At 65.3% G+C, this 25621-nt stretch carries 26 protein-coding genes and 1 tRNA gene; 15 read left to right on the top strand and 12 right to left on the bottom strand.

The window, feature by feature from the left end; genetic code table 11:
- Positions 1 to 88 precede the first annotated feature (88 nt).
- Both AC5FRZ_RS05745 and AC5FRZ_RS05740 read left to right on the top strand, forming a co-directional pair.
- On the top strand, positions 89 to 1393 hold the full coding sequence (locus tag AC5FRZ_RS05745) for a DUF7405 family protein (RefSeq protein ID WP_493564134.1): 1305 nt from the start codon (positions 89 to 91) through the stop codon (positions 1391 to 1393).
- On the top strand, positions 1390 to 3054 hold the full coding sequence (locus AC5FRZ_RS05740; RefSeq protein WP_493564133.1) for a CRTAC1 family protein: 1665 nt from the start codon (positions 1390 to 1392) through the stop codon (positions 3052 to 3054). Before AC5FRZ_RS05745 ends, AC5FRZ_RS05740 begins: the two co-directional genes overlap by 4 nt.
- On the opposite strand, the gene AC5FRZ_RS05735 is transcribed toward AC5FRZ_RS05740, so the two are convergent.
- Complete coding sequence (locus AC5FRZ_RS05735) at positions 3042 to 4274, bottom strand: hypothetical protein (RefSeq protein WP_372479371.1); 1233 nt, start codon at positions 4272 to 4274, stop codon at positions 3042 to 3044. The genes AC5FRZ_RS05740 and AC5FRZ_RS05735 overlap by 13 nt on opposite strands.
- An 84-nt stretch (positions 4275 to 4358) precedes the next feature.
- Here AC5FRZ_RS05735 and AC5FRZ_RS05730 point away from each other — a divergent pair, with 84 nt between their 5' ends.
- Entirely contained in the window at positions 4359 to 4928 is a 570-nt protein-coding gene (locus AC5FRZ_RS05730) for a DUF7978 family protein (RefSeq protein ID WP_493564132.1), read from the top strand.
- Between the two features lie 47 nt (positions 4929 to 4975).
- The gene (locus tag AC5FRZ_RS05725; RefSeq protein ID WP_153552862.1) at positions 4976 to 5683 is read left to right on the top strand and encodes a helix-turn-helix domain-containing protein; all 708 of its coding nucleotides are present in this window, start codon (positions 4976 to 4978) and stop codon (positions 5681 to 5683) included.
- A gap of 3 nt (positions 5684 to 5686) precedes the next feature.
- Here AC5FRZ_RS05725 and AC5FRZ_RS05720 read toward each other — a convergent pair whose 3' ends face one another.
- Positions 5687 to 6463 carry a PHP domain-containing protein gene (locus AC5FRZ_RS05720; protein WP_372479372.1) on the bottom strand — a complete coding sequence of 259 codons (777 nt, stop codon included), beginning with the start codon at positions 6461 to 6463 and terminating at the stop codon, positions 5687 to 5689.
- 81 nt (positions 6464 to 6544) lie between these two features.
- Here AC5FRZ_RS05720 and AC5FRZ_RS05715 point away from each other — a divergent pair, with 81 nt between their 5' ends.
- On the top strand, positions 6545 to 7063 hold the full coding sequence (locus tag AC5FRZ_RS05715; RefSeq protein ID WP_493564131.1) for a hypothetical protein: 519 nt from the start codon (positions 6545 to 6547) through the stop codon (positions 7061 to 7063).
- A 31-nt stretch (positions 7064 to 7094) separates the two neighbouring features.
- On the opposite strand, the gene AC5FRZ_RS05710 is transcribed toward AC5FRZ_RS05715, so the two are convergent.
- The 5 genes from AC5FRZ_RS05710 to AC5FRZ_RS05690 form a co-directional block, all read right to left on the bottom strand.
- Complete coding sequence (locus AC5FRZ_RS05710) at positions 7095 to 7898, bottom strand: hypothetical protein (protein WP_493564130.1); 804 nt, start codon at positions 7896 to 7898, stop codon at positions 7095 to 7097.
- Positions 7895 to 9103: a PQQ-binding-like beta-propeller repeat protein gene (locus tag AC5FRZ_RS05705; RefSeq protein WP_493564129.1), complete on the bottom strand. Its 1209-nt coding sequence runs from the start codon at positions 9101 to 9103 to the stop codon at positions 7895 to 7897. Before AC5FRZ_RS05705 ends, AC5FRZ_RS05710 begins: the two co-directional genes overlap by 4 nt.
- A gap of 320 nt (positions 9104 to 9423) precedes the next feature.
- Positions 9424 to 10767: a hydroxymethylglutaryl-CoA synthase gene (hmgB, locus tag AC5FRZ_RS05700; protein WP_493564128.1), complete on the bottom strand. Its 1344-nt coding sequence runs from the start codon at positions 10765 to 10767 to the stop codon at positions 9424 to 9426.
- 266 nt (positions 10768 to 11033) lie between these two features.
- Complete coding sequence (locus tag AC5FRZ_RS05695) at positions 11034 to 13391, bottom strand: Ig-like domain-containing protein (RefSeq protein ID WP_493564127.1); 2358 nt, start codon at positions 13389 to 13391, stop codon at positions 11034 to 11036.
- A 62-nt stretch (positions 13392 to 13453) separates the two neighbouring features.
- Positions 13454 to 14044: a DUF2150 family protein gene (locus AC5FRZ_RS05690; RefSeq protein ID WP_208628781.1), complete on the bottom strand. Its 591-nt coding sequence runs from the start codon at positions 14042 to 14044 to the stop codon at positions 13454 to 13456.
- A gap of 185 nt (positions 14045 to 14229) precedes the next feature.
- Here AC5FRZ_RS05690 and AC5FRZ_RS05685 point away from each other — a divergent pair, with 185 nt between their 5' ends.
- The gene (locus AC5FRZ_RS05685; protein WP_493564126.1) at positions 14230 to 14457 is read left to right on the top strand and encodes a DUF7860 family protein; all 228 of its coding nucleotides are present in this window, start codon (positions 14230 to 14232) and stop codon (positions 14455 to 14457) included.
- A gap of 141 nt (positions 14458 to 14598) precedes the next feature.
- Here the strand turns inward: AC5FRZ_RS05685 and AC5FRZ_RS05680 are convergent, their stop codons facing one another.
- Entirely contained in the window at positions 14599 to 15213 is a 615-nt protein-coding gene (locus tag AC5FRZ_RS05680) for a class I SAM-dependent DNA methyltransferase (protein ID WP_493564125.1), read from the bottom strand.
- 84 nt (positions 15214 to 15297) lie between these two features.
- Here AC5FRZ_RS05680 and AC5FRZ_RS05675 point away from each other — a divergent pair, with 84 nt between their 5' ends.
- The 5 genes from AC5FRZ_RS05675 to AC5FRZ_RS05655 all read left to right on the top strand — a co-directional run bounded on the left by AC5FRZ_RS05675 (position 15298) and on the right by AC5FRZ_RS05655 (position 18631).
- Entirely contained in the window at positions 15298 to 15948 is a 651-nt protein-coding gene (locus AC5FRZ_RS05675) for an adenylate kinase (RefSeq protein WP_493564124.1), read from the top strand.
- Positions 15949 to 15987: 39 nt separating this feature from the next.
- Positions 15988 to 16902: a DUF106 domain-containing protein gene (locus AC5FRZ_RS05670; RefSeq protein WP_153552853.1), complete on the top strand. Its 915-nt coding sequence runs from the start codon at positions 15988 to 15990 to the stop codon at positions 16900 to 16902.
- A gap of 63 nt (positions 16903 to 16965) precedes the next feature.
- Positions 16966 to 17544: a (d)CMP kinase gene (cmk, locus tag AC5FRZ_RS05665; RefSeq protein WP_153552852.1), complete on the top strand. Its 579-nt coding sequence runs from the start codon at positions 16966 to 16968 to the stop codon at positions 17542 to 17544.
- A gap of 1 nt (position 17545) precedes the next feature.
- Positions 17546 to 18445, top strand: coding sequence for an RNA-guided pseudouridylation complex pseudouridine synthase subunit Cbf5 (locus tag AC5FRZ_RS05660; protein WP_493564123.1), 900 nt, complete (start codon positions 17546 to 17548; stop codon positions 18443 to 18445).
- A gap of 115 nt (positions 18446 to 18560) precedes the next feature.
- A tRNA-Pro gene (locus AC5FRZ_RS05655) sits at positions 18561 to 18631 on the top strand.
- A 423-nt stretch (positions 18632 to 19054) separates the two neighbouring features.
- Here AC5FRZ_RS05655 and AC5FRZ_RS05650 read toward each other — a convergent pair.
- The gene (locus AC5FRZ_RS05650; RefSeq protein WP_493564122.1) at positions 19055 to 19408 is read right to left on the bottom strand and encodes a hypothetical protein; all 354 of its coding nucleotides are present in this window, start codon (positions 19406 to 19408) and stop codon (positions 19055 to 19057) included.
- Between the two features lie 575 nt (positions 19409 to 19983).
- Here AC5FRZ_RS05650 and AC5FRZ_RS05645 point away from each other — a divergent pair.
- On the top strand, positions 19984 to 20643 hold the full coding sequence (locus tag AC5FRZ_RS05645) for a hypothetical protein (RefSeq protein ID WP_493564121.1): 660 nt from the start codon (positions 19984 to 19986) through the stop codon (positions 20641 to 20643).
- Between the two features lie 825 nt (positions 20644 to 21468).
- A complete protein-coding gene (locus AC5FRZ_RS05640) occupies positions 21469 to 21645 on the top strand; it encodes a DUF7557 family protein (protein WP_493564120.1) in 177 nt (58 codons plus the stop codon).
- Positions 21646 to 21702: 57 nt separating this feature from the next.
- Here AC5FRZ_RS05640 and AC5FRZ_RS05635 read toward each other — a convergent pair whose 3' ends face one another.
- Positions 21703 to 22278 (bottom strand): SprT-like domain-containing protein, encoded by a 576-nt coding sequence (locus AC5FRZ_RS05635; protein WP_493564119.1) that lies wholly within the window; start codon positions 22276 to 22278, stop codon positions 21703 to 21705.
- A 52-nt stretch (positions 22279 to 22330) separates the two neighbouring features.
- Positions 22331 to 23098, bottom strand: coding sequence for a Nif3-like dinuclear metal center hexameric protein (locus AC5FRZ_RS05630; protein ID WP_493564118.1), 768 nt, complete (start codon positions 23096 to 23098; stop codon positions 22331 to 22333).
- Positions 23099 to 23276: 178 nt separating this feature from the next.
- On the opposite strand from AC5FRZ_RS05630, the gene AC5FRZ_RS05625 reads away from it, so the two are divergent.
- On the top strand, positions 23277 to 23744 hold the full coding sequence (locus tag AC5FRZ_RS05625; protein ID WP_493564117.1) for a GNAT family N-acetyltransferase: 468 nt from the start codon (positions 23277 to 23279) through the stop codon (positions 23742 to 23744).
- A gap of 6 nt (positions 23745 to 23750) precedes the next feature.
- On the opposite strand, the gene AC5FRZ_RS05620 is transcribed toward AC5FRZ_RS05625, so the two are convergent.
- On the bottom strand, positions 23751 to 24590 hold the full coding sequence (locus AC5FRZ_RS05620; protein WP_493564116.1) for a DUF8528 domain-containing protein: 840 nt from the start codon (positions 24588 to 24590) through the stop codon (positions 23751 to 23753).
- 383 nt (positions 24591 to 24973) lie between these two features.
- On the opposite strand from AC5FRZ_RS05620, the gene AC5FRZ_RS05615 reads away from it, so the two are divergent.
- Positions 24974 to 25615 (top strand): helix-turn-helix domain-containing protein, encoded by a 642-nt coding sequence (locus tag AC5FRZ_RS05615; protein WP_493564115.1) that lies wholly within the window; start codon positions 24974 to 24976, stop codon positions 25613 to 25615.
- Positions 25616 to 25621: the final 6 nt, after the last annotated feature.

Raw genomic sequence — 25621 nt, 5'->3', positions numbered from 1 at the left:
GTCGAAAGCCAGTTCGTTTCACTCGGCGACACCGAAATGACAGCGTCTTCGCGAAAGAATTATCAGGGTGTGAAGGTAATGCCAGTCAATGTCATCCGACCGTATGCGAGGGATCTCTCGCCGCGATTTCGTTCGGTCGGCGGTTGCGATCGGTGGGACGGCCGCACTCGCCGCGTGCATGGAACGGGAACTGGACGAGGGGGGAGCGACCGACACGGGCGGCGGTCGCTTCCCGTCGGGCACCGACACGGCGTCGCTGCCCGACGGGCAACACGAGTGGAACGAGTACCTCGTCCACGGGGCACACGGTAACACGTCGCTGCCCCAGCACCAGGTCATTCTGGGACTCTCCTACGTCGGCTCGGTGCCGCCGACGACGGCAGAGCGCGAGCGAGTCGAGGCGGCGCTCTCGACGCTCGAAACGGCCGTCAGGTGGGGAACCGGTGGTGATCCGTCGGCGGCGATCAACGACGGCCTGTTGACGATGCTGGGCTACACGAGCCGGTACTTCGATCGGCTCGGGAGCTCGGTCGAGCAGATCACGTCGCCCGAATCACTCCTCGAATCGATCGGAGAGGACCCCGAACACGCAGACGAGTTCGACGCAGTTCTGTTCCTGACGAGCGATCTGGGCTCGCTGACGATCGGTGCCGAGGAAGCGCTGTGGGGCGAGATCGACGAGCTCAACGGCGTCACGTTCGACGCGACCCTGTCCGGGATCTTCGAACGGACGACGCGCCGCACCGGCGTCGTGGGACAGGGGCTGGTCGCCGACGAGGTCGAACAGGACGACGTGCCAGACGACGCCCCCCTCTCGATGGGATTTCGCTCCGGCTTCAAAGACTCCCAGCCCAGCGAAGCGGCGGTGACGATCGACTCGGGACCGTTCGCCGGTGGGACGACCGCGGCAGTCGGTCGGTTGCACATCGATCTCGATCGGTGGTACGACAGCGGCGACCTCGAAGACCGCACCGAGAAGATGTTCTGTCCCGCTCACGACCCCGACGAGATCGGCGAGACCGCCGACAAGCTCGGCAGCGAGAGCTCGATCACCGAGACGGACGTCGATCGGATGGCCGAGGACGCCGAGCGACACGACCGTGTCGGCCACTCACAGAAGCTGGCGAGTATCCGTGACGACTCGTTCGATCCGCTCATCCTGCGGCGCTCGGAGGGGGTCGCGACGGACGCCCCCGAGCCGGTCGACTTCAACTTCACCTCGATCCAGCAGGACATCGAGGACTTCGTCACCACCCGACGGGCGATGGAGCCCGAGGAGTACGACTTCGACGTCGACGACGACGAACACGGGATCGTCGACTACCTCGAAACGAAGGGACGGACGGCGATTCTCGTCCCCGCGCGCGAGGACCGCGCGCTCCCGACACCATGATCGACCGACGGACGCTGGCGGTCACCGTCGTCGCACTCCTGACCGTGACCGCCGGCTGCACCTCGATCGCCGAGATGGGAGAAAGCGGTGACACCGGCGGCGAGATCGGCTTCGAGGACGTGACCGGAGAGGTGGGGCTGAACTACAGCGACGACGTGGCGGGCGGTGCCGGCAACGGCAACGCGGGCGTCTACGTCGCCGACGTGGACAACGACGGCTGGGACGACGTGCTTGCGGTCGGCGGCGAGCGGCCGGTGCTGTTCGAGAACACCGGCGGCGAGTTCAGTCGCTCGGGAGCGTTGCCGGAGTACGACCGGCAGTTCAAGAGCGCCACGTTCGTCGACTACGACGACGACGGCTGGAAAGACCTCCTGTTGTTGCCCCGTGGCGGTGGCGTCGTCGCGCTCCACAACGACGAGGGATCGTTCGAGCCCGACGACGTGGGCCTGGGGAACGTCACCCACCCGCTCGGGGCCGCCCCGGCCGACTTCGACGGTGACGGCCGCGTCGACCTGTTCCTCTACCAGTCTGGCGACTGGCTCGAAAAGACCCCGGCCGGCAAGAGCGCACTGAACGAGACCCTCACGTCGGACAACGGCTACCCCAACTACCTCTATCGCAACGTCGGCGGCGAGTTCGAGCGCGTCGAGGACGCCGGCATCGAGGGCAACCGCTGGAGTCTGGCCGCGACCGCCACGGATCTCACCGGCGACGGTCGACCGGACATCTACGTCGCCAACGACTTCAACACCGACGTGCTCTACGTCAACGAGGGCGACGGCACCTTCAGCCAGCGACAACTGGAGGGGGCGACCGCACGCAACGGAATGTCAGCCGAGGTCGCTGACTTCGACGGCGACCGCCGTCGGGACGTGTTCGTCACGAACATCGAGTTACCCATCTCCCGGGACAACATGTCCAAGGAGCGCTACGAGCTGCTCGAACGGATGTCGACGTTCGCCTTCCACTCGGGCCGGACGAAGGGCAACACCGTGATGATCAACCGGGGCAACGGCACCTTCGAGGATCGAGCCGAATCCCTGGGCGTCCAGACGGGCGGCTGGGGGTGGGCCGCGACGGCGACGGACTTCGACAACGACGGGGACCGCGACCTCATGCACGCGACCCAGAACGTGTTCCGGCTGGACCCCGACGATCCACACTACACTTTCCCGATGCTCTGGGAGCGGACCGACGAGGGGTTCGAGAACCTCGCGGCCGACGAGCGGGGACTCCCCGAGACCGACGGGCGTGGCCTGGTCGCGCTCGACTTCGACAACGACGGTGATCAGGACGTGATCTCGGCCGCCTACGGCGACCGGTTCGCCGTCTACGAGAACACGGTCACCAGCGACACGGATCGCCTGCAGTTCCGGGCCGTCGACGAGACCGGCGAGACGGCGCTGGGCGCGACCGTCACCGTGACCGGCGAGGAGAGTACCCAGCAGGTCGTCCAGTACTCGGAGACGGACTATCTCTCACAGGAGAGCCAGGTCGGCCACGTCGGCCTCGCGGGCGAGGGCAACGTGACGATCACGGTCACGTGGCCCGACGGGACCGAACGGACCTTCGACGACGTGGCACCGAACCAGCGGGTCCGCCTCTCGCCCGACGGTATCGAGACGGTGACGACGTTCCCGACCGGCGATCAGACCGGGTGACACAGCGCCCACGTGTCGCGCTCTGGATCGAGCTTCGACGGCTCGGCCCCGCGATCCGTGAGCAGACCGGCGTGGTACAGCATCGCCTTGAGCTGAAACACCGTCGGCGAGTGATAGACCCTCCCCGCCGAGAGAGCGGCTGCCCTGAGATCGCCGCCTTCGGTCAGGACGCGCTCTCGGACCGTCTCGTCGCCACGGAAGAACAGTTCGACGGTGAACGTCGGGTGGTGGGCGTGGAGCCACTCGACCAGTTCGACCAGCGAGGGGGCCTCGATGCCGTCGTCGTGCATCTGCTGGAGTTCCTCGACCAGCAGCGTCGTCGCCGGGTAGGCGTAGACGACGCGGCGAGCGACCTGTCCCCAGCGCGGGGCGACGTCGACGAACCGCTTTCGCGATCGGCGATACGACTCGAAGTCGGCCAGCGCCGCCGCGAGCGTCCCGAACGCGTCGAGTCCGAACCGGACGACCTCCCGACCCAGCGGCGTCAGCGTCGGCTGGGGCTCCGCGTCGACCAGCCCGAGGAAGGCCGCGCCCTGGCGGGCCGCGTCGACCGCGCCGACGACGTGGTCGGCGACGAGTCGGTCCGTCTCGCCGTCGTGTGCGACCGCCAGCGGGTAGGCCAGGTAGTTCTTGGGGTGGTTCAGCCCGAAGCTCTTCTCGGCGACGCCCTGGGCACCGGCCTGAAACCGGATCGCGCCGGCCTCGCCGTCGGTCCGGTTCCCGACGACTCTGGGCCGTTCGAGCACCTCGACACGCCCGCCCTCCGTGACGCCGAGGACGCCGACGTTCAGTTCGCGCGCCAGCGTGCGCTCGCCGTCTCGAATCGACGCCAGCGGTGCCGAGACGAAGGCGACGTTGGCCTCGTCGAGTCGGTCGTGTGCCTGGACGACGGCACGCTCTCCGTCGACCGTCCCGCCGGAGTAGCCCTTGGCCTCGACGACCACCAGCGGCGGCCGCTCGCCCTGCCGGTCGACCGCGAGCAGGTCGTCGTCCAGCGGTCCGACGCCGACGAGATCCGGGTAGCCGGTGCCGACCTGGACGTGATTGAACGGCGCGAGTGCGGCCTTCGTCTCCTCGGCGATCGGGCGGCGGTCGACCCACCGCTCCTGGGCGAACTGCGTGTCCGCGACGACGTAGCCGTCCGGATCGTCGCCGGGAAACAGCTCGCGTTTCGTGTACGCGAGGACCGACGGCTCGGTCAGCGACGCGCTCGTTGCCATACGGTCGCTTTCGCCGTCGTCGGCATCAGTGTTTGCCTCGCGGCCCCAAAGACATATACCGTGGCTGCTCGCAGGGCGAACGGCATGAAAGAAACTGTTCGCGAGCTGGGACCGGCCGCCGGAAGCGGGATCGGGGCGTACGTGCTGGGCTACGTCTTCACGTACGTCCTCAGTGGCCCCGCCGTCGAGGAGTCGAGCCTGAACCAGATCGTCGAGGCGGTCGGCGACGGCGGCGTCGCCTGGAAGCTCGTCGGCTGGGTGTTCTACAACGCCCACGGCGTGACGACGACGATCGACATCGACATCCCGTTTCTCGGCGGCACTGAGGTCCTCAACTACATCGCACAGGGGGACGCGCTGTCGCCCGTCCTGTACGTGCTCCCACCGGCGCTGTTGATCGCGGCCGGCCTCTTCGGTGCCCGGATGGCCGACGCGAGCGACGTGGGCGACGCGTTGCGGACCGGCGGCGCGGTCACGGCCGGCTACCTCCCGCTGGCGATCGTCGGAACCCTCCTCTTTACCGTCACCGTCGACTCCTCGTCGGGCGGGCCGACGCTGGTGCCGGCGATCGGGCTCGCCGGACTGGTCTACCCACTCGTGTTCGGCTCGATCGGTGCGGGGATCGGGGCGACCCTCCCGAGCAGCGGTCGGTGACGGCGGCTCCGGTACGCTTTTGATCGTCTCCGTGTAGACGGTGAGGTATGGTTCGGGGACCGCGGGCGGAACTGGCAGAGAAGATGGCGGGCGAGATCGCGCTCAGCGACGCGCCCGGCGAGACCGTCCGCAAGTGGCGCACGGACTTCGAAGTGAGCCAGACGGGGCTGGCCGACGCGCTCGACGTGTCGCCCTCGGTCGTCTCCGACTACGAGAGCGGGCGGCGCGACAACCCCGGCATCGGCGTGGTCAGGCGTGTCGTCTCGGCGCTGCTTGACATCGACGAGCGACGCGGCGGCGAACACATCCGCCAGCACGCTCGCGTCCTCTCGGCCGGCTTCGACTCCGACGTGGTCCACGATCTGGGCGAGTACGCCGCCAACGTCCCGCTGGCACAGTTCTACGACGCCATCGGGGCCACCGAGCTGGTCGGCGGGGACGCCGACACCGTCGCCGGCCACACCGTCATCAACTCCATCGCCGCGATCACGCGGCTCTCGTCGGACGAGTTCTACCAGCTCTACGGGCAGTCGACCAACCGGGCGCTGGTGTTTACCGACGTGACTCGCGGCGAGTCGCCGCTGGTCGCGCTGCGGGTCGTGACGCCGACGCCCAACGCGGTCGTCCTGCACGGACTCGAATCCGACGCCCTCTGGGACCACGCGGTCGATCTCGCTCGCATCGACGGCTTCTCGCTCGCCATCGCGGACGCCGAGATGGACGAGATGCTGGCGGGGCTGCGGGAACTCCGGTAGGCGCTACTGGAGTGCGGGCGGCGCGACGGGATCGAGTTCTGCCTCCTCGAAGAACGACCGCAGGAAGGGTACTCGCGCCTCGATCTCATCGGGGGTGTGCGAATCGGAACCGACGGTGACGGACACGTCGTACTCGGCCAGCACCGACCGGAACGGTGCCGTCGGGTGGACGAGGTCGAGATCGGTCAGCGCACGCCCGGCGTTGATCTCGGGGATCGTCCGCGAGTCGGCGAACGCCGCCGCCACGCGGCGATACTGCTCCTCGGTCGCGCGGCCGGCCAGCGGCGGCGTCCGCTCGATCAGGTCCGGGTGGGCGGCCACGTCGAACAGCTCGGACTCGATCAGTTCGACGAGACGGTCGAAGTACTCGTCGACGAGGGCGTCGAGTGTTGCCTCGGAGCGGCCGGCGTAGTTCGAGGGGACCTGTACGTTCGCGCCGTCGAGTTCGTGGACGCTCCCGATCGCGTAGTCGAAGTCGGCCTCGGCCAGGAAGTCGGCGATCGCGTCCTCGTCGCTCGGGTGATAATCCATCTCGACGCCGTCGTAGATCGCCACGTCGGTCTCCGCGCGCAGCGACTCGATCCCCGTTCGTCGGCGCTCGTAGGTCTCGTCGAGGTTGAACCCGTAGCGGGCTCGCTCCTCGCGGCGGAACGCGCGCTCGGTGACGGTGCAGTGATCGGTGAAGCCGATCCCGTCGATCCCCGCCGCCGCCGCGGCCCGGGCCATGTGGAACATGTACCGACCGTCCGAGTAGTTGGTGTGGGCGTGGTAGTCGTACACGGTGGTCCACTGGGCACCGCCGGCAAAGTCGGTTGCGCCGCGAGCGAAAGAACCGTTAGTTCCCCCTTCGTCGCCGACACCATGGCCCCCCGAACGACGACCGCCCTCCTCGTCGGATTGCTCGCTCTGAGTGGACTCTCCGTCGTCGCTGGAGGGGTGATCGACGCCCCGCCCGAGCTGACGATCGAGAACCAGGCAGACTCCACCCACCGCGTGACCGCCTACACCGTCGCCGAGACCGAGTCCGTGATGGAGCTGAACTTCGCCGTTACGACCGACGACGGCGACCGCCGACTCGCGACGCTCGAACAGCTCTACTGGCCCGGCGAGTTCCGGAACGTGACGATAGCCGACGACGGCGTCCCCAGCCAGCGCCACACCGTCCAGCCGGGCGAGAACGTGACGACGACGGTCGAGGCCTGGACCCCGGGGAACGTCACGATCTACGTCGTCGAGGATCTCGGCGACGACCAGCGCCACGTCCACACCGACATCCGCACCTGCACCGAGCGCGAGCAAGAGCACGAACTCAGGCTCGAATCGGACGGCACCGGCGGGAGCTACACGTGTGCCTCCAGTCTCGACTGGCTCCTCCGCTGAGCGAGGGCGGACGGCCGGCGAGTGCCCGGTGTCACTCGGCGGACACCGGCCCGGACTGCCGGAGCAAGACGGCGATCGAGACGGCCTGGACCGGAGCCACGAGCGCCGTGCTCAGGAATCCACCGGCGACGGGGACCAGCGCCAGCCCCCAGACGGCGAGACCGAACGCGAGGACGAGACCGAACAGCCGGAAGCGCTGTCCGCGCGCCGTCGCGACGCTCGCCCGCAGTGCCGCCGGGACGCCGAGACCGACGGCGAGGTATCCGGGAAACGGGAACAGCGAGACCACCACGAACGAGATGGCGAACACGACGAGCAGTCCCAGCGGGACGCTCCCCGGCGAGAACTCGGCGGGACCGAACACGCCGAGAACGACCGTCACAGTGACGAGCACCGCGAGGTAGCGAGCCAGCGACCCGCGGTCTCGCTGACCGTCGAGGGCGCGCGTCATCGTCAGCCACCCGGCCGCGCCGATCGCCAGCAAGACGGCGGTTTCCAGGGCGACTGCACCCAGGAGGTACGGCAGCTCCAGATCCACGACCGCACCGATGCGTCTGCCGGTCCGGGCGGTCCCGCGGGGGAACACCGAGTACTGGAGGCTGACGGTCTCGACCATCCAGTTGGGCGTCGCGACGGGGATCGGGTCCCACTGCCGGAGCCAGTCTGCGAGTGCGACAAGGAACCCGGCGACGGCGAACGGACCCAGCAGCCGGGGGTCCCGCCGGAGTTCCGTCAGGGCGGCCCGCAGCACGGTCACCGTCGTCTGCGGTGACGACGACCGTTCGTCGACGGCACCGTCGTCGACGACCGTCCCGCCGTCTGACTCTGGCGTCATGCCGTCTCCTCCAGAGCGATCACGCGCTTTCGGTTGGCGGCGTACAGCCGTCCGTCGCCGACGATCGGCGGCGACAGTGGCATCTGTGAGGGCCGGTAGGTGAACAGTCGCTCGCCGCTCGCGGCGTCGAGTCCGACCAGTTCGAACCCCGAGCGGACCGCGTACACGACGCCGTCGGCCACGACGGGAGCCGTCTTGCCGTCGAACGGCGTCGTCCACAGCACCTCGCCGCTCGCGAGGTCGAGCGCGCGCATCGACGCCAGTTGGTCGGCCACGAACACGGTCCCGTCGGCGACCGCCGGGACGCTGTCGGTGACGTTCGCGTCGAGGTCGGTGTCCCACAGGAGACGCCCGTCGGCCGGGTCGAGCAACCGGACATCCTCGCGAGTCTGAACGACCACGCCCTCCGCCGTCGCGACCGGTGAGCTGATCATCTGTTCGTCGAGGTTGCGGTGCCACTCCCGGACTCCGCTCTCGGCGCGATAGGCCGACACCTGTCCGGGCCAGGCCGTCGCGAAGACGAACCCGTCCCGGACGGCCGGGCGCTGGAACGACGAACTCGTCTCCTCGTCGTCGAACGCCACCCGCCAGCGGATGCCACCGCTCGCGGGATCCAGCGCGACCAGCGAGTCTCCCGCCGGAACGGGGCTGTAGATCGTCCCGTCGGCGACGACCGGCGACGGCGGTTCCGGGGGGCCGAAGAAGCCGGGCTTCGAACCCGGCCCGCGCCACCGCTCGACACCCAGACGCTCGTCCGTCAGGGGCACGCCGATCCCGCCGCCCTCGTTCAGGCCGAAGACCTCCGTCGGCGTGGTCACGGCCAGCGTCGCCGTCTCGTAGATAGCGGCCGGGGCACGGGCGGGACTCGACTGATAGGGCCCCGAGGCTCCGAAGGCCCGCTCTCCGTTTTCCGGGTCCAGCGCGAGCAGGCCGCCCCCGGCCGCGTAGAGCCGGCCACCGACGCTGATCGGCGACGTGGTTCCCTGGAACCAGTCCGTCGACTCGTGGCTCCAGGCGACCTCGACCTCGCCACGCGGCCCCGTCGCGGACGGGTGGTGGGCCGTGCCAGCCGCGTCGTAGCGGGCCATCGGCCACGAGACCGGTTCGGGGGGCGACTCGGACTGTGCGCCGGCAACGGGGCCGCCGACAGCGCCAGCGAGTGCGAATCCGGCAGACGCGAGCAACCGTCGTCGAGTGGAGGGCATCACCGCCCCTCTTCAGCCGGCGGACAATAATCGGTGGTGGTTCCCCGGTCGCGAACCGGCATCCGCGAGCACACCCGACACCGAAAAAACGGATCGTTCGCTCCGCTCTCGATCCGTCGAATTTCCTACCGCACGTAGCGATACTTCCGTTCGCGTCCCGTCCGACTGCCTACCGCACGTATCGGTATTTCCGTTCGCCCATCCGGCCCGCTACCCACCTTTTTCCTGCGGGAGTACCCTCGCTTCGCTTCGGGTTCCCCCTTGCAAAAACGTGGGCAAAAAAACGGATCGTTCGCTCCGCTCTCGATCCGTCCGACTGCCTACCGCACGTAGCGATACTTCCGTTCGCCCATCCGGCCCCAGCCGTCGAAGACGAACTCCTCGCTTGGCGTGGTGAGTTCCTCCACGTCGGCGTAGTCGTCGGTGTCGTGGTTGTGGACGTCGTGGATGCGCTCGTACTCCTCGAAGGAGATGTCGTAGCGCCGGTCGAGCTGGTCGTCGACGTTGAGCGCCTCGATCTCCGCTTTCCAGCCGTCGGCGACTGTCTCGGCGTGGATCTCGGCCTGTGCGCCCGAGCCGTAGGAGACCACGAGGAGCTGGGCCCCGGTCAGATCTCGGTCGTGTTCCAGTGCGTGTTTGAGGCCGGCGACGCGGGCGACGTGGACGGAGCCAGTGTACCAGTTGCCCACCTCGCGGGCGATTTCGAGGGTCGGCTCGATCGTGTCGGCGTACCAGTCCTCGTAGCGTTCCGTCTCGGTGAGTGCGTCCGTGTACTCCTCGATGGCGTCGAAGAACTGCTCCTGTGTCTTGAACTCCTCGCGGCGGGGCTGGCGGCCGATTTCCTCGGCCAGTTCAAGTTCGACGTCCGTGTCACGACAGACGTGGCGATAGCCCAGAGCAGCGGCCTTGCGGACCATGCCCGGGAACGGCGTGTGAAACGGGATCAGCGCGAAGTCGTCGGGGTGGAGTTCGACCCCGGCGCGTTCGAGGTCCTCCATCGCCTCGCGCATGCGTGCGAGGTACACTTTCATCGAGCGCTTGCCGTCGACCGAGGGGAACTGCTGGTTGGGCTTCAGGAAGTCCGTCTCGTCGGCGCTGCCAAAGCCCTGGTCGGTCGACAGCTCGACGAAGTCGGGGTCTTCGTCGACGATCATCGCGACCGCGCCGGCACCCTGCGTCGCCTCGCCGGGGTCGTCGCGGGCGTACAGCGCGGTGTCGGTCGCGATCACGAGCGCCTTGCGGCCGCGATTGCGGCCCGCGCGGATCCAGTTGTAGGCGTCGTCGAGGCTCTGGGTCCCGGCGATGCAGGCGAACTTCCGCTCGCCCTTGTTGGCGTGGTGGAAGTCCTCGTCGTACACCTGTTCGAGACAGCCGGCGACGTACGTCGACACCGGCTTGGAGTTGTCGAAGGCCGACTCCGTCGCCACGTCGATCCGGCCGATGTCGTCGGGCGTCAGACCCTTGCGTTCCATGAGCCGGTGTGCCGCGTTGGCCGCCATCGTCACGATGTCCTCGTACACGTCCGGGAACGAAGAGACGTGGAGACCGAGCCCCTTCGTGTACTTGCCGGGGTCTTCGTCCTGTGCCGGCGCGAACGTCTCCGCGAGGTCCAGTTGGAGCTTGCCCGTCCGAATCTCGATCGCGTCGATACCGACCGTTGTCATACACTGAGAGTTACCGCCGCCGTATAAGATACTGTCGACTATCACTTCGACGATCGTCGAATATATGCACACTCCGCAAGGGCGAGCCGACCGACGGTCGGCGACAGAGTGTGAGCCTGTCGCTCGTTTCTACGAAGCTGCCGTCGTCTGGGTCGAGAAAATGCTGTCGTGTGACGGGAGTCAGTGTCGTAGTACGGTACTGCTGACGGTCAGTGGAATACGCATCCACATTCCGATCGGTAGCTCGGGAGACACCGATCGGTCGGTCAGCCGCTACCCGGGACGACGGTCTGGTCGCTCCCCGTGTTAGATGCGGAGTCGTAGACGGTCACCCTAATGGTATACGAACTATCGCGCTCGTTGGTCCGTGCGACCAGTTGCTCGGTCGAGGTGTCGCTGGATCCGCTCACACCGTTGTCCGTCGCCGTGTCGACAACCGTGCCCGACGAATCGACAAATTCGTACTCGACGCGGTCGAGGTCGCCGTCCACGTCTGAGACGTCGACGGTGACGTCGTACCGGTCGCTCGGCGGCGAGGACCCGGCGCTGTAGGTCGCGCTTGTTATGGTCGCCGACGGCGCGGAACTGCCGCCACCCCCTCCGCCGCTCCCATCGGTTGGCGTGATGGTAAACGTCTTCGTCTCGGTTCCGCCACTCGCTGGCTGGTAGGTGACCGTGATCTCCACGTCTTCGCCGCTCATGTCGACCGATGAGGTGCCGTCGGTGAACTCGTAGAGGTAGAACGTCGCCGTTGCGCCGTCCGAAAGTTGTGCGTTCCCGTCGTTGCTTTGCCCGTCGGTGTCCAGGTCCACGGTTCGCGGAACACCGGTTCCACCGCCGTAATCGACGTGGGCATCGGACAGGTCCGCGGCGACGTACACCTCGCTCGCCAAGGGTTCGTCGTTCGGGAACACGTCGTCACTGAGGGTCGTAATAGCGCTGTTCGCCGGCGCTATCCTGACATCGGTGATCGTGACGCTCTCGCCGAAACCGTTCGTGACGGAGAAGTTCACTCCGCCAGCGACGCTGTCCGTATCCGGACCGTCGTTAGTCACGGCGTCGTCGTTGTACACGAGGGTGGCCCTGTTGATGATCTCCAAGCTCAGACGGTCGCCTCCCCCGCCACTCGACGTGTATACGGTCACCCCTCCGTTGTTCACCGGTGTCAACGTCGTCGAGTTCTCCCCGACGGCATTCGTCGTTCCCGAAGCAGACACCGTACCGACCTGCGTATCGTTTGTCGCGTACTGTACCGCTCCGCCGTCGACAATCGGGTCTGTCGCCATCGACAGCGTCGCTTCGGAGGTCTGAGAGAAGTCCAGCGTACAGGGATTGTCCACTCCGTTCGGACAGTCGATCCCGGTTTGATCGGACGGGTCCAGCCACGTGACGTTGTACGCACCGCTGCCAGCCGATGGTGAACGTGACGGTTCGCTCTCGACGTAGACCCGCATCGTGACGTTGCGCGGCGTCGTCCCGTCGAACGAGGTCGTCGGCTCCGTCACGGCACTGAACTTCAGGTCGACCCACTGCCCACCGGCGACGCCGGTGCTGTCGTAGGTGAACGTCGCCTGTCCGTTCTCGTCGGTCGCTACCTGGTCGGGGGAGAGCGTCCCGCTCTCTGCCGACGCGTTGATCTGCCCGTCCGTCACGGGGTTGTTGTACGCATCCCGGAGTTCGAGGGTCACCGTCGTCGTATCACCAGTTTCCAGTCGCGTCGCGTTGCCTGCGGCGTCAGTGAGATACGCCTCGTCTTCCGCGGTGACCTGACTCCCGACCCCGACTTTCGTCATGCGGAGCCGGTAGGAGACGTTCGGTTCGAGCGTGACCGACAGACGATCGTACCGAGCGCCAGCGATCGTCTGAACCTCGTAGTCGAGGACGTGACCACCGTTCTCGTCGCGTTGGTCCGCCAGGAGCGCGTCCCACTCGGACTCGGACAGCTGCGTCGCCGCCGAGAGTGTCACGTTCGAGGAGTCGTTGGACACCGCGACCGTCGTCGTCGACGTACTCACCGGTTCGAGGTCCAGGCTCGTCGAACCGGCCTGGGTCCGGCTCAGAGAGCCGTTGATCGTCACGAGGCTGATCCGCTTGCCGTCGATCATCGTCTGGCCTGTTGCGGCCAGGCTCTCGTCCGCGAAGCGGTTCGACAGGACCGTGTTCTCGTACGCCGTCTCGGGTGCCTGTCCGTAGACGTTGTAGCTGGGCTGGTAGACGAGGAAGCCGGTGTCGTAGCGCCGACCCGTGCCGTTCCAGAAGTCGCCGGTCTCACCGCTGGCGGTAGCGTTCTCGATCGTCAGATTCGCCCCGGAATCCGCGGTTTCGCTGGTGCGGATCGTCCCCGAGGCGGGCCCGGGGTTGACGGCGACGAGTCTGGCGGGATAGCGGGTCCCGAGCGTCAGCGTCACCGATCTGGTCGCCGTCTCGCCGTGGATCGAGACCAGTTCGTTGCGCAGATCCTGCATCTGGTCTCGAATATCCTGGTTGTGGTTGAACTCGACCGCGCGGTTCTGGTTCGGGACGACGAAGGCCTGATAGCTCGAAAACGCGACGACGAGCATCGCGAACAGCAACACCGCTCCGATCTGGACCGACTGGGCGCGGTCGTCGTCCCGGAGTCGCATTGCCCGTCCTTGTCAGTACCCGGTAAAAAAGCTGTCCGCAGCTATGATCCAAACGATAACGACTACGCGTCGCCCTCTTCGTCTTCTTCGACGACCTCGGGGTCGCTCATTGCCGTCTGGAGGCTATCGAGTCCGTTGGCCCACTCCGAGACCAGTCCGTACTCGAGTTCCGCGGCCGCGTCCACGTCGAGTTCCTCGCCGTCGATGACCAGCGTACCGGCCTGGACGCAGTAACCGAGCGCCGCGTCGAGGTCCTCCTCGGCCTCGGCGTCGGCCGCGGCCTCGATGTAGTCGATGACCGTTCCCTCCTCGGCGGGGCCCTCGGCGATATACTCCTCGGCGGCGTAGAAGACACAGACGAGGGAGGTCTGGACGCCGTCGATCAGCATGACGGTCTCCTCGTCGTCGAGGTCGATCTCTTCGAGGACGATCGCGCGGATGTCCGCGATCTCCTCGAGCGCGGTGTCCTGATCGATCAACTCGTCGTCGTGATCGGTGATGATCTTGGCGACGGCGATCGCCGCATCGTCCTGCAGATTCAACAGCAGGCGAGCGGAATCCTCGTCTTCCGGATCGATCTCCTCTTCGTCGAGGCGGTCGATCCAGTTTTGCCACCGTTCCTCCGTGTAGTACTCCCCCGGTGGAGTGCTCATATCCCTCCCTACACAGCGCCGGGGATATTACTTTCGACCCCTACTCCGGTGCCCTCGTAAGAAACGAGGGTCCTCACACCGGAGCAACACCGACGAAACACCGGAACGCGTCGAACGAGTCACAGCGTCCGTCGAGTTGCGCGCGAGTGGATGCGTTTTTGAACGATGCCGTTCCGGGAAACGATATGGCGTCCCATCGCGGCATCGACTACTCGACTTGGACGAAGCGATCGTTCCTGTTCGGTGCGGGACTGTTCGCACTGGCAGCACTGATCGAACTCCTCGCACACGCGCTCGTCGGGCAGCTACCGGGCTGGGAGGAGACGCTGTTGCTCGACGCCGAGATCCTGGGCGTTCTCGTCGCGCTGCTCTCGCCGTTCGTCTTCGGGATCGTGCTCCCGCTGACGGAGTAAGACTACTGGCTGTCAATCTGTGAGCGATTTCGCTACCCCTGGGTGGAGAATCCGTTCGCGAAACGACAGCCAGCGGTAGGAGGGCGACAGTCCAGCGTCGACACCGCCACGCCGGGCGCACTCGTACGGACAGTTGGAGTGTCACTGGCGAGCGACGAGGAAGGTCCAGCGCTCGGACGTGATCGCGTCGGTCACCGCAAAGCCAGCGTCGGCGACGAACGCTCGCAGTTCGTCGGGTTCGTAGCGCTCGAAGTGGCGGTCGTCGGTCTCGTAGGGCGATGCTGTCGACTGGTCGGAGTTCGCACGTTTCATCGTGATTCCCAGAACCCCGTCGTCGGTGAGGACGCGGGCGAATTCTCGGAGTGTCTCCGGTACCTCCGCTCTGGGGACGTGCAACAGCGAGGCACAGGCCCAAAGCCCGTCGAACCGTCCGTTCACGAGCGGGAGCGACCGCATATCTGCCCGCAGGAACGCCGATGCGGGCGCGCGCTCGCTGGCGTCTGCGATGAATTCAGTTGTGAGGTCGAGGCCGACCGAATCGATGCCGCGCGCCTCGAACGTCGCGGTCTCCCATCCGGGGCCACAGCCAACGTCGAGGACTCTCGCCTTGGTGTCCGTTTCTGAGCCAACCCCGCCCAGCACGTCCAGAAAGCGTGCGACGATGTCGGCGACCTTCTCGCGGTCGTCGTGAACCTCGGCGTATCGCTCGGCGACCGACTCGTAGGTGTCGAGCGTCCGTCGTACTCGCTCGTCCATGCCGGTCCGTCACAACGAACCTCAAAGAGCGCTTCGGAGAACGGTTTGGACAATCATTTATTGCACCCCGCAGAATCGCCGGGTATGGCAGCACCACGAATCCTGATTCTGGGTCCGCCAGGTGCGGGTAAGGGGACACAGTCGAGCAACATCGCCGAGAGCTACGGCGTCGAGCACGTCACGACCGGCGACGCGCTCCGGGGCAACAAGGAGATGGACATCTCCGACATGGACACGGAGTACGACACGCCGGGCGCGTACATGGACGCTGGTGACCTCGTCCCGGACAAAGTCGTCAACGCCATCGTCGACGAGGCACTCAGCCAGGCCGACGGGTTCGTCCTGGACGGCTACCCGCGCAACCTCGAACAGGCCGAGGAACTCCAAGACATGACCGACATCGACGTGATTCTCTCGCTGTCGGTCGCCCGCGAGGAACTGGTCGACCGGCTCACCGGTCGTCGGGTGTGTGACGACTGTGGCGCGAACTACCACGTCGAGTTCAGCCCGCCCGAGGAAGACGGCGTCTGTGACGACTGTGGCGGCGACCTGATCCAGCGCGACGACGACAACGAGGAGTCCGTCCGCAACCGACTGGACGTGTTCGACGAGAACACTCAGCCGGTGATCGACCACTACGAGAGCGAGGACGCCTTCGTCGCCATCGACGGCGAGCAGACCCCCGACGAGGTCTGGGCCGACATCCAGGACGCCATCGACGCGCGCGTCGAGTAAAACGTTGATAAGGGCTCGCCGCTGTAGAGTAGTACACGAATGGCACGTACCGCCCAGAAAGTAGAGTCGCTCGCCAGCGAGGGCGAGGACATGACCGACGCACTGGCGACTGTCCTCGCCGTCGCCGAGGAGCAGGGGACCGTCTCCTGGGCCGACGTGAGCGACGATCTCACGAGCGGTCAGTGGGGCCGGCTCATCGAGAAGGGGCTGCTGGTCGACGCCGACGGAGCGGGGTTCGTCCTCAGCGACCCCGACGGGATCCGCGACGCGCTCGGCGAAGACAGCGTCGAGACCGCCGCGGCCACCAGCGGCGACGGCGACGGCGACGACGAGGGCGTCAACTGGACCAGTTACGACAAGGGCGCGGCCCTGGTCACCGTGGGCCTGTTCGCCGGCTACATGCAACAGGATATCCGGTCACTCGTCGGCGGCACGATCGACATCGTCCTGGGACCGCTCAACGACGTGGTTCCGTTCTACGTCGTCATCCTCGTGCTGGCGATCATGACCGGGCTCTGGTCGACACTCCTCCAGGACAACCTCATGGACTCGGAAGTCATGGGGAAGTACCAGGAGAAGATGCAGGATCTGCAGGACCGCCGTGAGGCCGCCAAAGAGCGTGGCGACGACGAAGCCCTCGACGAGATCCAGCAAGAGCAGATGGAGGCGATGGGCGATCAGCTGGGCATGTTCAAGGCCCAGTTCCGGCCGATGGTGTGGATCATGCTGCTGACGATCCCCGCTTTCCTCTGGATGTACTGGATGATCCGCGACGGCCACATCGAGGCCGCAGAGACCGTGATGGTCCTCCCCCTGGTGGGCGAGGTCTCGAACTGGCAACAGGGCGTCCTCGGACCGCTCCAGGCCTGGATCCTCTGGTACTTCCTGTGCTCGCTCGGCTTCAGCCAACTGCTCCGGAAGGCACTGAACGTCCAGACCTCGCCGACGGGGTAGCCGACCCCGCGAACGCGACCGGAAACAGACAGCCTCTTTATTCGCGCCCTCACCAGTCGATACATGTTGATCACCGTTTCCGGACCGGCGGGTAGCGGCAAGAGCACACTCGCCGCGAACCTCGCCGAGGCGCTCGGATACGACCACGTCAGCGGCGGCGACATCTTTCGCTCGCTGGCCGAGGAACGCGGCGTCTCGCTGGTCGAACTGAACCAGCAGGCCGAATCCGACGACCAGATCGACCGCGACCTCGACCGGCGACTGCGCTCGACCGCTCGCGAGGAAGACGATCTCGTCCTCGAATCCCGGCTGGCCGGCTGGATGGCCGGTGACTACGCCGACCTGAAGTTGTGGCTCGACGCACCACTGGACGTGCGAGCCGAGCGAATCGCCGACCGCGAGGAGAAGCCGGTCGCCGAGGCTAGAGAGGAGACGCAGACCCGCGCCGAGAGCGAGAGACTGCGCTACCAGGAGTACTACGGCATCGACATCGACGATCGATCGATCTACGACCTCTCGATCAACACCGCCCGCTGGGACGAGAGTGGCGTCCAGGAACTCATCGTCGCCGCCGTCGACGCCTACGAACCGGACGGTGACGAGGGGAAAGCGCCGACGGCCGGCGTCACCTACGAGTTCTGAGATGGTCCGCGACGCGCCCGAACACCGGTCGCCCGCCGATCTGCTCACCTTCGGCGTCGTCAACCTCGACAAGCCACCCGGCCCCTCCGCCCACCAGGTGGCCGCCTGGGTCCGGGACGCCGTCGACGACGCGCTCGACGCGGCCGGCGACGACCGGACGCTCGGGCGCGTCGCACACGGCGGGACGCTCGACCCGAAGGTCACGGGCTGTCTCCCGATCTTGCTCGGCGACGCCGCCCGCGCGGCACGCGTGTTCGACGACGCGGTCAAAGAGTACGTCACGATCCTCGAACTCCACGACCAGGCGCCGCCGGACTTCGACTCGATCGTCGCCGAGTTCGAGGGCGAGATCTACCAGAAGCCCCCGCGCAAGAGCGCCGTGAAACGACGGCTCCGCAGCCGGACGATCCACGCGCTGGACGTCCTCGAACGCCACGACCGCCGGGCACTCCTGCGCGTCCGCTGTGGCTCTGGCACGTACGTCCGCAAGCTCTGTCACGACATCGGGCTCGCGCTCGGGACCGGCGCACACATGGGCGAACTCCGACGCACCGCGACCGGCGACTTCGACGATCGCGACCTCGTGACTATGGAGGACCTCGTCGACGCGCTGGCCGAGTGGGCCGACAACGACGACGAGAGCTGGCTCCACGAGACAGTCGCACCCGCCGAGCACGCACTCCGTGGCTACCCGACGGTCACGATCGCCCCCAGCGCCGCCCGCGAGGTAGCACACGGCGCACCCGTCTACGCGCCCGGCGTCATCGAGACCGACGCCGAGCAGGGTGCCGACGTGTGCTGCGTGACGCCCGACGGCGCGGCGGTGTGTCTGGGCCGACTGGTCGGCGATCCCGACGCCGAGGGCGGCGTCGCCGTCGAACTCGAACGCGTCCTCGTCTAATGGTTCTCTGGATGACGACACCCGCCGCGACTCGACGGGCCGACCGAGACGATGACTCCCACACGCAACGCCGAAGCGTAGCCCTTAATTAGTGGACCCTCCTCATCCCGAGTGCGGGACCGTGGGGTAGTGGTATCCTCTGCCGATGGGGTCGGTAGGACCTGAGTTCGAATCTCGGCGGTCCCATACACCACCTTTTTGCGCGTCGCCCTTCCTCGCGAGCCTCCGGCTCGCTGCGGTGAGGGCTCCTTGAAAAACGTGGGCGAAAAAGCTGCTGGCTCGCGGTGCTCGCCAGCAGTGAACCGCCTCGCTTCGCTCGGCGGATGCGCGACGCCACGGAGTCCTTCGAGGCGGGCGACGCCGACAGAGAGTCGTACGCCGACTGGGCGACGTGGAAGCTCGCGCTGTACTGGGCGACGAACCGACGGTTCTGGTCCTGCTCTGATACGGATTATTGTAGCCGTTTTTCCGGTCGACCGCACCACGGTGTGCGGTCAATCCGGTAAAGATCTACAATAATCCGTATGAGTCGATCACCGAGGGAATCGACCCAAACGACCACACGCAGACCCCGACGTTCGCGAAGCCGTCCGCTGGTGTTCGCTCGACTCAGTACAAGCGGCGAGCGAGCACGAGATACGCGACGACCTCACGCGTCGGCAGTGGAACGACCTCGACGATCTCGACGCCGCCGTAGAGCGGGCGACCCCCGACGTGGAACAGCCGCAAGTGCGTTCGACGCTGCCCGAAGAAGCCACGTTCCGGTGTGTCGTCGACTACGTCGGCGCGTCTGCGTACTGGGACCTCCCCAGCAATGAGCTGGGTGACGGTCAGCAGGACCTCGAAGTAGTGGAGGACTGCACAGACGACGGTGATACTGTGGCAGTCGTAGATCGGGAGAAAGATCCGCCGATTGTCGACGTGTGGTCGTAGCCTGGCTGATTCCCCTGACCCTATCGGCACCTGGTTCTGACGCGAACGGCATCAAGGATACCACAGTCAAAGAGCGAATTCCAGCACCCACTCGTGTCCGTGGAATCTCACCACTACCGCACTTATCCTGAAACCGATTGAGTCTCAATGCCGGTCCTACGACTTGATATCGAACAGTCTTATCACACCAATATTTTGAATCCGCTGTTTGATGTACTCTGACGGCCTCTATAGGAGATTGACGGGCGTAGTTGACTAATTAACCACTACTAGAACTTTTCCGGCCGGGTCACAGAGTAGACAACTCATATGAGTCCTTCATTTCCACCATGAATATGTAAACGCCGTTTATGTGGCCTGAAAGCCCCATATTTTGCATCCCCGGGCCATATGGGCCAAGTTAGTAACTCATGGACCACAATACTTATTATATACGAGTCTCTCACATATAATGGAGTCTGTAAAGTGGGCATTCCCCGGCCAAGAGGCAGTGCCCACTGGCTCCAGACAGAGCCATGATTAACTCAGGCAACCTTACTGAAAAAGATAGCGCTCGACCGGAATTGGCCTATATGCACTACTGCAGGGAGTACGAGCTCCTGGAAATGTCAGAAGACAAGTCCCAAGACGGATTGAATGGGACATTGCAACTAAGTGGCAGTGACTTAGATGCGATCGGAGTTGAGACCGGCGACGAAGTTCTGTTGTATGTTGAACATGGAGACAGGTGGATACTTACTCGACAAAGTGTGTATCCAAGCCGTGCCGCGTTAACCCTTTCAAAAGATTGCAGAGCTGAACTTGGTTTAGAACGTGGAAATCAGACTGTCGAATATTGGATAGCGAACCCAGAGACCTACCAATACGAAAAGGATCCTGAGAAACCAGCGGAAGTTACCCAGATCACTCTAAAAGAAGGGAGTGATCCAGGTGAGTCTGAGACGGAATCCTCGGACGAGGAAACCACCAAATTAGTATGGGTGATGGAATCCACTACAGATACATATCACCAAGTTCGAGGATCAGAGGAGACCACCCTTTGTGGTATTGAATTTTCGGAGAAAAAGTCAAAGATAATCTCAGATCCAGGCGACACCCTGGAAGAATGTGGCAACTGTGCTCGTTCAACCACAGACATGACGAACAAAGAGCTGGTCAATTGGTTCGGCTCGAAAGCCGGGTTTGAAAATGAGGATAGCCCATCATATATGGACAATAATCAGATGATGAAATTAAAACAGTATATCGAAGGGTTAGAATCATAACTGTCCTGACCGAGTTGAAATTGCTAAGCTAAACCGAGACAATTGGATCAATTCCCAATTTGTTGGGTACGGCGAATTTCTGGCGGAAGAGAGACCTTCTGTTCAATTATTTGGAATCGTCTGAAACCCACCAAACCCAGCTGCGTCCAGCTTGCTTCCCGCAGATACGCCCTTCGTTGTGAAGTTCCTTGAGACGCCGAATCGTGGCTTTCTCCTTGATCGGTAGCTGTTCAGCGACCTCGTACGTAGATAGAACGTGTTCAGAACTCTCGCGTAGAACCGTGACGATCTCGCCGTCATTCACGTCAGGTTTCCGTCCAGACATTATGGCGTCAATCGAGTGTTTCGCCTATAAAACCCACCAGAGAAGCCGAGAGGACGCCACCCATTCCATCTTTGGAAACTATTAATAGATTAGAGCGAAATAATCGGATACGGAAGTCACCCGGACTGCTGGAACAGTTCGGAGAACGCGGACCCGGTGCTGGAACACCGGCCCGCTGTGGCTCCCGTGGACCAAGCACGGAAGCATGATGACAGACACCAGCGCGAGGATTAAACCCCTCGCTCGACCCCCCCCCCCCGAAGGTCATCGACCAGTAGTATCAACTTCTCAACCACGGATTCAGGAAACCGGATAAGTACGCGTATCTGTCCGACTAGCTCCCTGCTCCCCGTTTCGTCACGGCTGACGCTCCGCATTTGAGAGGACGATTTGGAGACGGTGACAGACGTACTGCCGACAGCACAGCTTCGAGAGCGCGAGAGAGTCGACCGGCTGTGGCGGCGAAAGAGACACCAACAGATCGTATACAACGTACACACATGGGCACGATCCGAGTCAGCGAAGACGTGAAGGAGCGACTCCGAGACATGAAGCGGGACGACGAGAGCTTCAACGACCTGCTGGACCGCCTCAGTCGAAGCGCGAAGGACGTGGAGGCGATCGGCGAATCACTCCCGCCGCTCGGCGACGAGGAGATCGAGCAGATGGACAACTGAGAGAGCGGCTGAACGATTTGCTGGCGAAACGTCGGTAGCTGCTCGTCCCCGAAGGGTTCACGTCGTCCGTTCGACGCGTCGGAGTCGGTCGCCACAGCAGTCCGAGCGGTAGCGGTCGTACTCGCGGACGAACGGGCAGTCTCGGTAGCGTCGTGCGACGACGGTGCCACAGGTTCGACACTGGAAGGTCCAGCGCGCGTCGGCGAACGTCCGGCAGTGGACCTCGGTGTCGAGTGTCTCGGCGCGACGCCGGAACGCCGCGCCGTGGCCGGTCGTGCCACAGTGTTGGTACTGTTCGACGTGGATCAGCTCGTGGCGCAGCGTCGACGCCCACTCCGCCTGCGAGAACTCGCGGAACGCGTCCCAGGTCAGCGACAGCGTACAGGCGAGTGGTCTGCCGTCGGCACCGGGGACGGCGTCCCAGTCCAGGGCCTCGTCGACGCTGGCGTCGTCGATCTGGGGGTGTCTGACCGCGGCGGCACGACGGCGGGCTCGCGTCGAGACCGTCCACTCGACGAGGTCGAGGCGCACGTCCACGAGCCACTCGCGACGGGCGTGCTTACAGTAGGCACGGGACCACACGATCAGGTCGTCGTGATCGTCGATCGCGTCGAACTCGACCGGCGCGTCCATCGGCGAACAGTGGCGGCCGAGGGCGCTTGAGGGATGCGGTCCGTCGTGGTCGCTACAGTCCGGTCGGGTGATCGACGTATGTCGTGGTCAGATCCCACTCTTCGAGCACCGCGGCGAGGGACCGGACGCCGACGGTCTCCGTGGCGTAGTGGCCGGCGAGGACGACCGTCAGCCCCGCCTCGCGGGCCTCGTGGTAGGCTTTCTGTTTGCCTTCGCCGGTCACGAGCGCGTCCACGCCAGCCTCGGCGGCTTCGCCGATCCAGTCGCTGCCGCTTCCGGTGACGATCGCGATGTCCTCGATCTCGTCGGGGCCGAAGTCGAGCACCTGCACGGGCTGGCCGGCGGTGTCGAGTTCGTCGGCCAGCGACGATCGGAGGGCCTCGGCGGAGAAACTGCTGGCTGCCCGTCCGCGCTGGCCGATGTACTCCGGCCCGACCTCGCCGAAGGGAGCTCGGTCGTCCAGTTCGAGCAGGTCTGCGAGTCCGGCGGCGTTGCCCAGTTCCGGATGGCCGTCGAGCGGGAGGTGAGAGACGTACAGCCCCACGTCGTGCTCGATCAGGGGAGCCATCCGACGGTAGTGGGTCCCGGTCAGTCGCTCCATCCCGCCCCAGACGATGCCGTGGTGTGTGACCAGGAGATCGGCCCCGGCGTCGGCGGCCGCCTCGACGGTCGCCTCGGCGGCGTCGACGGCGACGGCGACGTGCTCGATCTCGGTCGAGCGGGTCTCGACCTGGAGCCCGTTCGGGCTCGCGTCCAGATCGGCGTAGGCCGCCGTGTCGAGTCGCTCGTCCAGTCGGTCCGTGAGTGTCTGCAGTTCCATAGCCAGCCCTTCGACGGCCCCGTCCGTATGCCTTCGGGGAGTCGGGCGGGCAGTGTTTCGTGAACAGATTTTGGGTAGCAACGCCCGCATTCGCTTCACTAAACACGACCATCGGCTGGCGTGCGATCGGTTCCCAGACCACCAGAACAGCTATCGACGAGGGGTCTGTGACCGGTGTATGGACCTCGTCGAGGCGACGCGAGACGACGCCGAACTGCTCGCCGAGTACTGGTTCCAGCTGGCCAGCGAGATGGAGCCGTACTCGGAGCTGAACGAGCTGGCTCACGACGATCCCGAAGACGTCGTCGAGGGCATCGCACGGCACCACATCGACGGTGACGACACCACGGCCTTCCTGCTGGAAGTCGGCGGTCGGACGGTCGGCTCGGTGCTCGTCCGGGAAGGCGAACACCCCTCGCGGGCACTGGACAGGTACCTCCAGATCGTCGATCTGTTCGTCGAGCAGGGCCACAGAAGTCGGGGCCACGGCACCGCGGCCATCGAGTGCGTCGAGCGACTCGCGCGCGAACGCGGCGTCGACTATCTGAAAGTCTCCTGTGAGTGGGCCAACGAGGGAGCGCGCAGCTTCTACGAGGACAGCGGCTTCACCGAGAAACAGGTGACCTACACGCAGCGAGTCGAGTGAGCGCGATCAGTCGCCGCTCACGAGCGTCCCGTTCTCCTCGTCGATGAGCCCGCGCTTGATCGCGGCGTCGATGATCGCGTCGAACTCCCGGTCGCTGATCTCGTAGGCGCTCGTCGCGATGTCGTGGATCTCGGCGCGTTCGACCGGGAACTCGCGGTTCTGGAGGAGTCGCATCACCTTGTTGTACTCCAGTGCCGTCAGGGACGGTCCGTCGTCCTCCTCGCCCGTGTCGCCGGCACTGTGCGTCTGCTGGGTCCGGTCGGCCTCGGCGTCGTCGCTCGCGTCCCGGCCGTCCCGTTGCGGACTGGCACCGTCGCGTCGTTCGGCGCTCTCTGTTCGGCGTTCGTCCGAAGCACGGTCCGTTCGTGTCTCGCCGTCGCGACGGCGGTCGGCACCGTGATCGTCGCCCGTGCCGTTGTGCGAGTAACTCGACCCGGTTCGCTGGGTCTGGCCGTCGGCGTCGGACTGAGACGACTCGCTGCCGTCGTCGAATCGCCCCTCGCGTGTGGGTTCCGGTTCCGGCTTCGTGTCGTTGCTCGCGTCCGTCGGCTGGCCGTCGGCCACGGCGTCGTCGGCTCCGGTCGCGGTGCCTGGCTCGTCGTCGAGGAGCGCGCCCTCGGGGTCGAGATCCGGCACGTCGTCTACGGCAGCGGTGGCGTCCCCGTCGCCGCTGGCTTCGACGACGGTCTCGACGACGTGTGCGAGCTTCTGGCGACAGCTCGGACACAGCGAGACGGCTCGCTGCTGGTCGTCGGTCGGGTCCAGCGACGCCGGCACGACCTGATACGGCTCGATCTGGGCGTCGAGGGCGGCACCACAGAAGTAACACGAGGATAGCTGTTCCATGCTCACCCGTGTGGTACGCGCGAACATAAATGGTCGCGCCACGGAGGCGGCGGTGTTCGGGTTAGAGATCGAAACCGGAGAGAAAGCACCGAAAGGGCGAGCACCGAGAGGGTTTTCGGTGTCGCCACTCCGGCCTAGCTGAACGCTATCGAGTAGAGACACCAAAACCAACGAACTGCTCACTCCTCATACTACCGGCTGTACATCTGTGAACGATTTCGCCACCCCGGGGTGGCGAAGATCCTCACGAAGTGACAGCCGGCAGTATCACACTGGCCCAGCTAGAGAGGGGGGCTACTTCAGCTTCGACAGTCGTCGTTCGGTCGTCCGGGCATCGAACGGCTCACCCACAGTCTTACGGTGCCCTGCCGGGAGGCCACAGTATGGGCGTCATCTGTGAATTCGAGTTGCACTCGGCGGCGCTCCCGCTCTGTGGCGTCGCGGCGGCGGTCGAGACGACATTGACGGTCGACAACACCGTCCTGGGGACGGACGGAGAGCCGGCGCTGGTGTTCTCGACGACCGGCGTCGACCCGGACGACATCGAGACCGCCCTCACAGCGGCAGACTCCGTCGTCGACTTCGTCGCCATCGAGTCGGCCCTCGTCGAGTCGCGGTACCGGGTCGCACTGGATACGGCACACGTCGGGATCTACGGCGAACTCGTCGATCGCCAGACGTATCCAAGCGGTGCGCTCGTGACCCAGCACGGGTGGCAAGTCAGCGCCCACTTTGCGGACAGGAACGCGCTCGAAGCGTTCAGTGATACCTGTCGTGAGGCGGGGATCGACTTCCAACCACGGCGGCTCTTCGAGGCCGAGGGAGGTGCCGAGAGCTACGGGCTGACCGAACCACAGCGGGAGGCACTGCGGGTGGCATATCGCATGGGCTACTTCGAGGTACCCCGCGAAACCGACCTCGCGACACTCGCGGACGAACTCGACACGACGACGTCTGCACTCTCGGAACGGCTTCGCCGCGGCCACGAGCAACTCGTCGCCGAGACGATCGCGAGCGTCGAGTAGCCCGTT

It is taken from the genome of Halomicrobium sp. HArcht1-1, from assembly GCF_058933285.1.
Note: the sequence above shows the minus strand (reverse complement) of the source record. Positions and strands in the feature narration are given on the sequence as shown.

Excerpts from the sequence above, each read along its gene's own strand:
- AC5FRZ_RS05730 (WP_493564132.1), top strand. The coding sequence starts at position 4,359 with ATGAAAGAAACTGTTCGCGAGCTGGGACCGGCCGCCGGAAGCGGGATC.
- AC5FRZ_RS05660 (WP_493564123.1), top strand. The coding sequence starts at position 17,546 with ATGGTCCGCGACGCGCCCGAACACCGGTCGCCCGCCGATCTGCTCACC.
- AC5FRZ_RS05705 (WP_493564129.1), bottom strand. The coding sequence starts at position 9,103 with ATGCCCTCCACTCGACGACGGTTGCTCGCGTCTGCCGGATTCGCACTC.
- AC5FRZ_RS05685 (WP_493564126.1), top strand. The coding sequence starts at position 14,230 with ATGGCGTCCCATCGCGGCATCGACTACTCGACTTGGACGAAGCGATCG.
- AC5FRZ_RS05745 (WP_493564134.1), top strand. The coding sequence starts at position 89 with ATGTCATCCGACCGTATGCGAGGGATCTCTCGCCGCGATTTCGTTCGG.
- cmk (WP_153552852.1), top strand. The coding sequence starts at position 16,966 with ATGTTGATCACCGTTTCCGGACCGGCGGGTAGCGGCAAGAGCACACTC.
- AC5FRZ_RS05625 (WP_493564117.1), top strand. The coding sequence starts at position 23,277 with ATGGACCTCGTCGAGGCGACGCGAGACGACGCCGAACTGCTCGCCGAG.
- AC5FRZ_RS05640 (WP_493564120.1), top strand. The coding sequence starts at position 21,469 with ATGGGCACGATCCGAGTCAGCGAAGACGTGAAGGAGCGACTCCGAGAC.
- AC5FRZ_RS05710 (WP_493564130.1), bottom strand. The coding sequence starts at position 7,898 with ATGACGCCAGAGTCAGACGGCGGGACGGTCGTCGACGACGGTGCCGTC.
- AC5FRZ_RS05630 (WP_493564118.1), bottom strand. The coding sequence starts at position 23,098 with ATGGAACTGCAGACACTCACGGACCGACTGGACGAGCGACTCGACACG.
- AC5FRZ_RS05735 (WP_372479371.1), bottom strand. The coding sequence starts at position 4,274 with ATGGCAACGAGCGCGTCGCTGACCGAGCCGTCGGTCCTCGCGTACACG.
- hmgB (WP_493564128.1), bottom strand. The coding sequence starts at position 10,767 with ATGACAACGGTCGGTATCGACGCGATCGAGATTCGGACGGGCAAGCTC.
- AC5FRZ_RS05635 (WP_493564119.1), bottom strand. The coding sequence starts at position 22,278 with ATGGACGCGCCGGTCGAGTTCGACGCGATCGACGATCACGACGACCTG.
- AC5FRZ_RS05715 (WP_493564131.1), top strand. The coding sequence starts at position 6,545 with ATGGCCCCCCGAACGACGACCGCCCTCCTCGTCGGATTGCTCGCTCTG.
- AC5FRZ_RS05645 (WP_493564121.1), top strand. The coding sequence starts at position 19,984 with ATGTCAGAAGACAAGTCCCAAGACGGATTGAATGGGACATTGCAACTA.
- AC5FRZ_RS05695 (WP_493564127.1), bottom strand. The coding sequence starts at position 13,391 with ATGCGACTCCGGGACGACGACCGCGCCCAGTCGGTCCAGATCGGAGCG.
- AC5FRZ_RS05675 (WP_493564124.1), top strand. The coding sequence starts at position 15,298 with ATGGCAGCACCACGAATCCTGATTCTGGGTCCGCCAGGTGCGGGTAAG.
- AC5FRZ_RS05740 (WP_493564133.1), top strand. The coding sequence starts at position 1,390 with ATGATCGACCGACGGACGCTGGCGGTCACCGTCGTCGCACTCCTGACC.
- AC5FRZ_RS05670 (WP_153552853.1), top strand. The coding sequence starts at position 15,988 with ATGGCACGTACCGCCCAGAAAGTAGAGTCGCTCGCCAGCGAGGGCGAG.
- AC5FRZ_RS05690 (WP_208628781.1), bottom strand. The coding sequence starts at position 14,044 with ATGAGCACTCCACCGGGGGAGTACTACACGGAGGAACGGTGGCAAAAC.
- AC5FRZ_RS05680 (WP_493564125.1), bottom strand. The coding sequence starts at position 15,213 with ATGGACGAGCGAGTACGACGGACGCTCGACACCTACGAGTCGGTCGCC.
- AC5FRZ_RS05615 (WP_493564115.1), top strand. The coding sequence starts at position 24,974 with ATGGGCGTCATCTGTGAATTCGAGTTGCACTCGGCGGCGCTCCCGCTC.
- AC5FRZ_RS05725 (WP_153552862.1), top strand. The coding sequence starts at position 4,976 with ATGGTTCGGGGACCGCGGGCGGAACTGGCAGAGAAGATGGCGGGCGAG.
- AC5FRZ_RS05620 (WP_493564116.1), bottom strand. The coding sequence starts at position 24,590 with ATGGAACAGCTATCCTCGTGTTACTTCTGTGGTGCCGCCCTCGACGCC.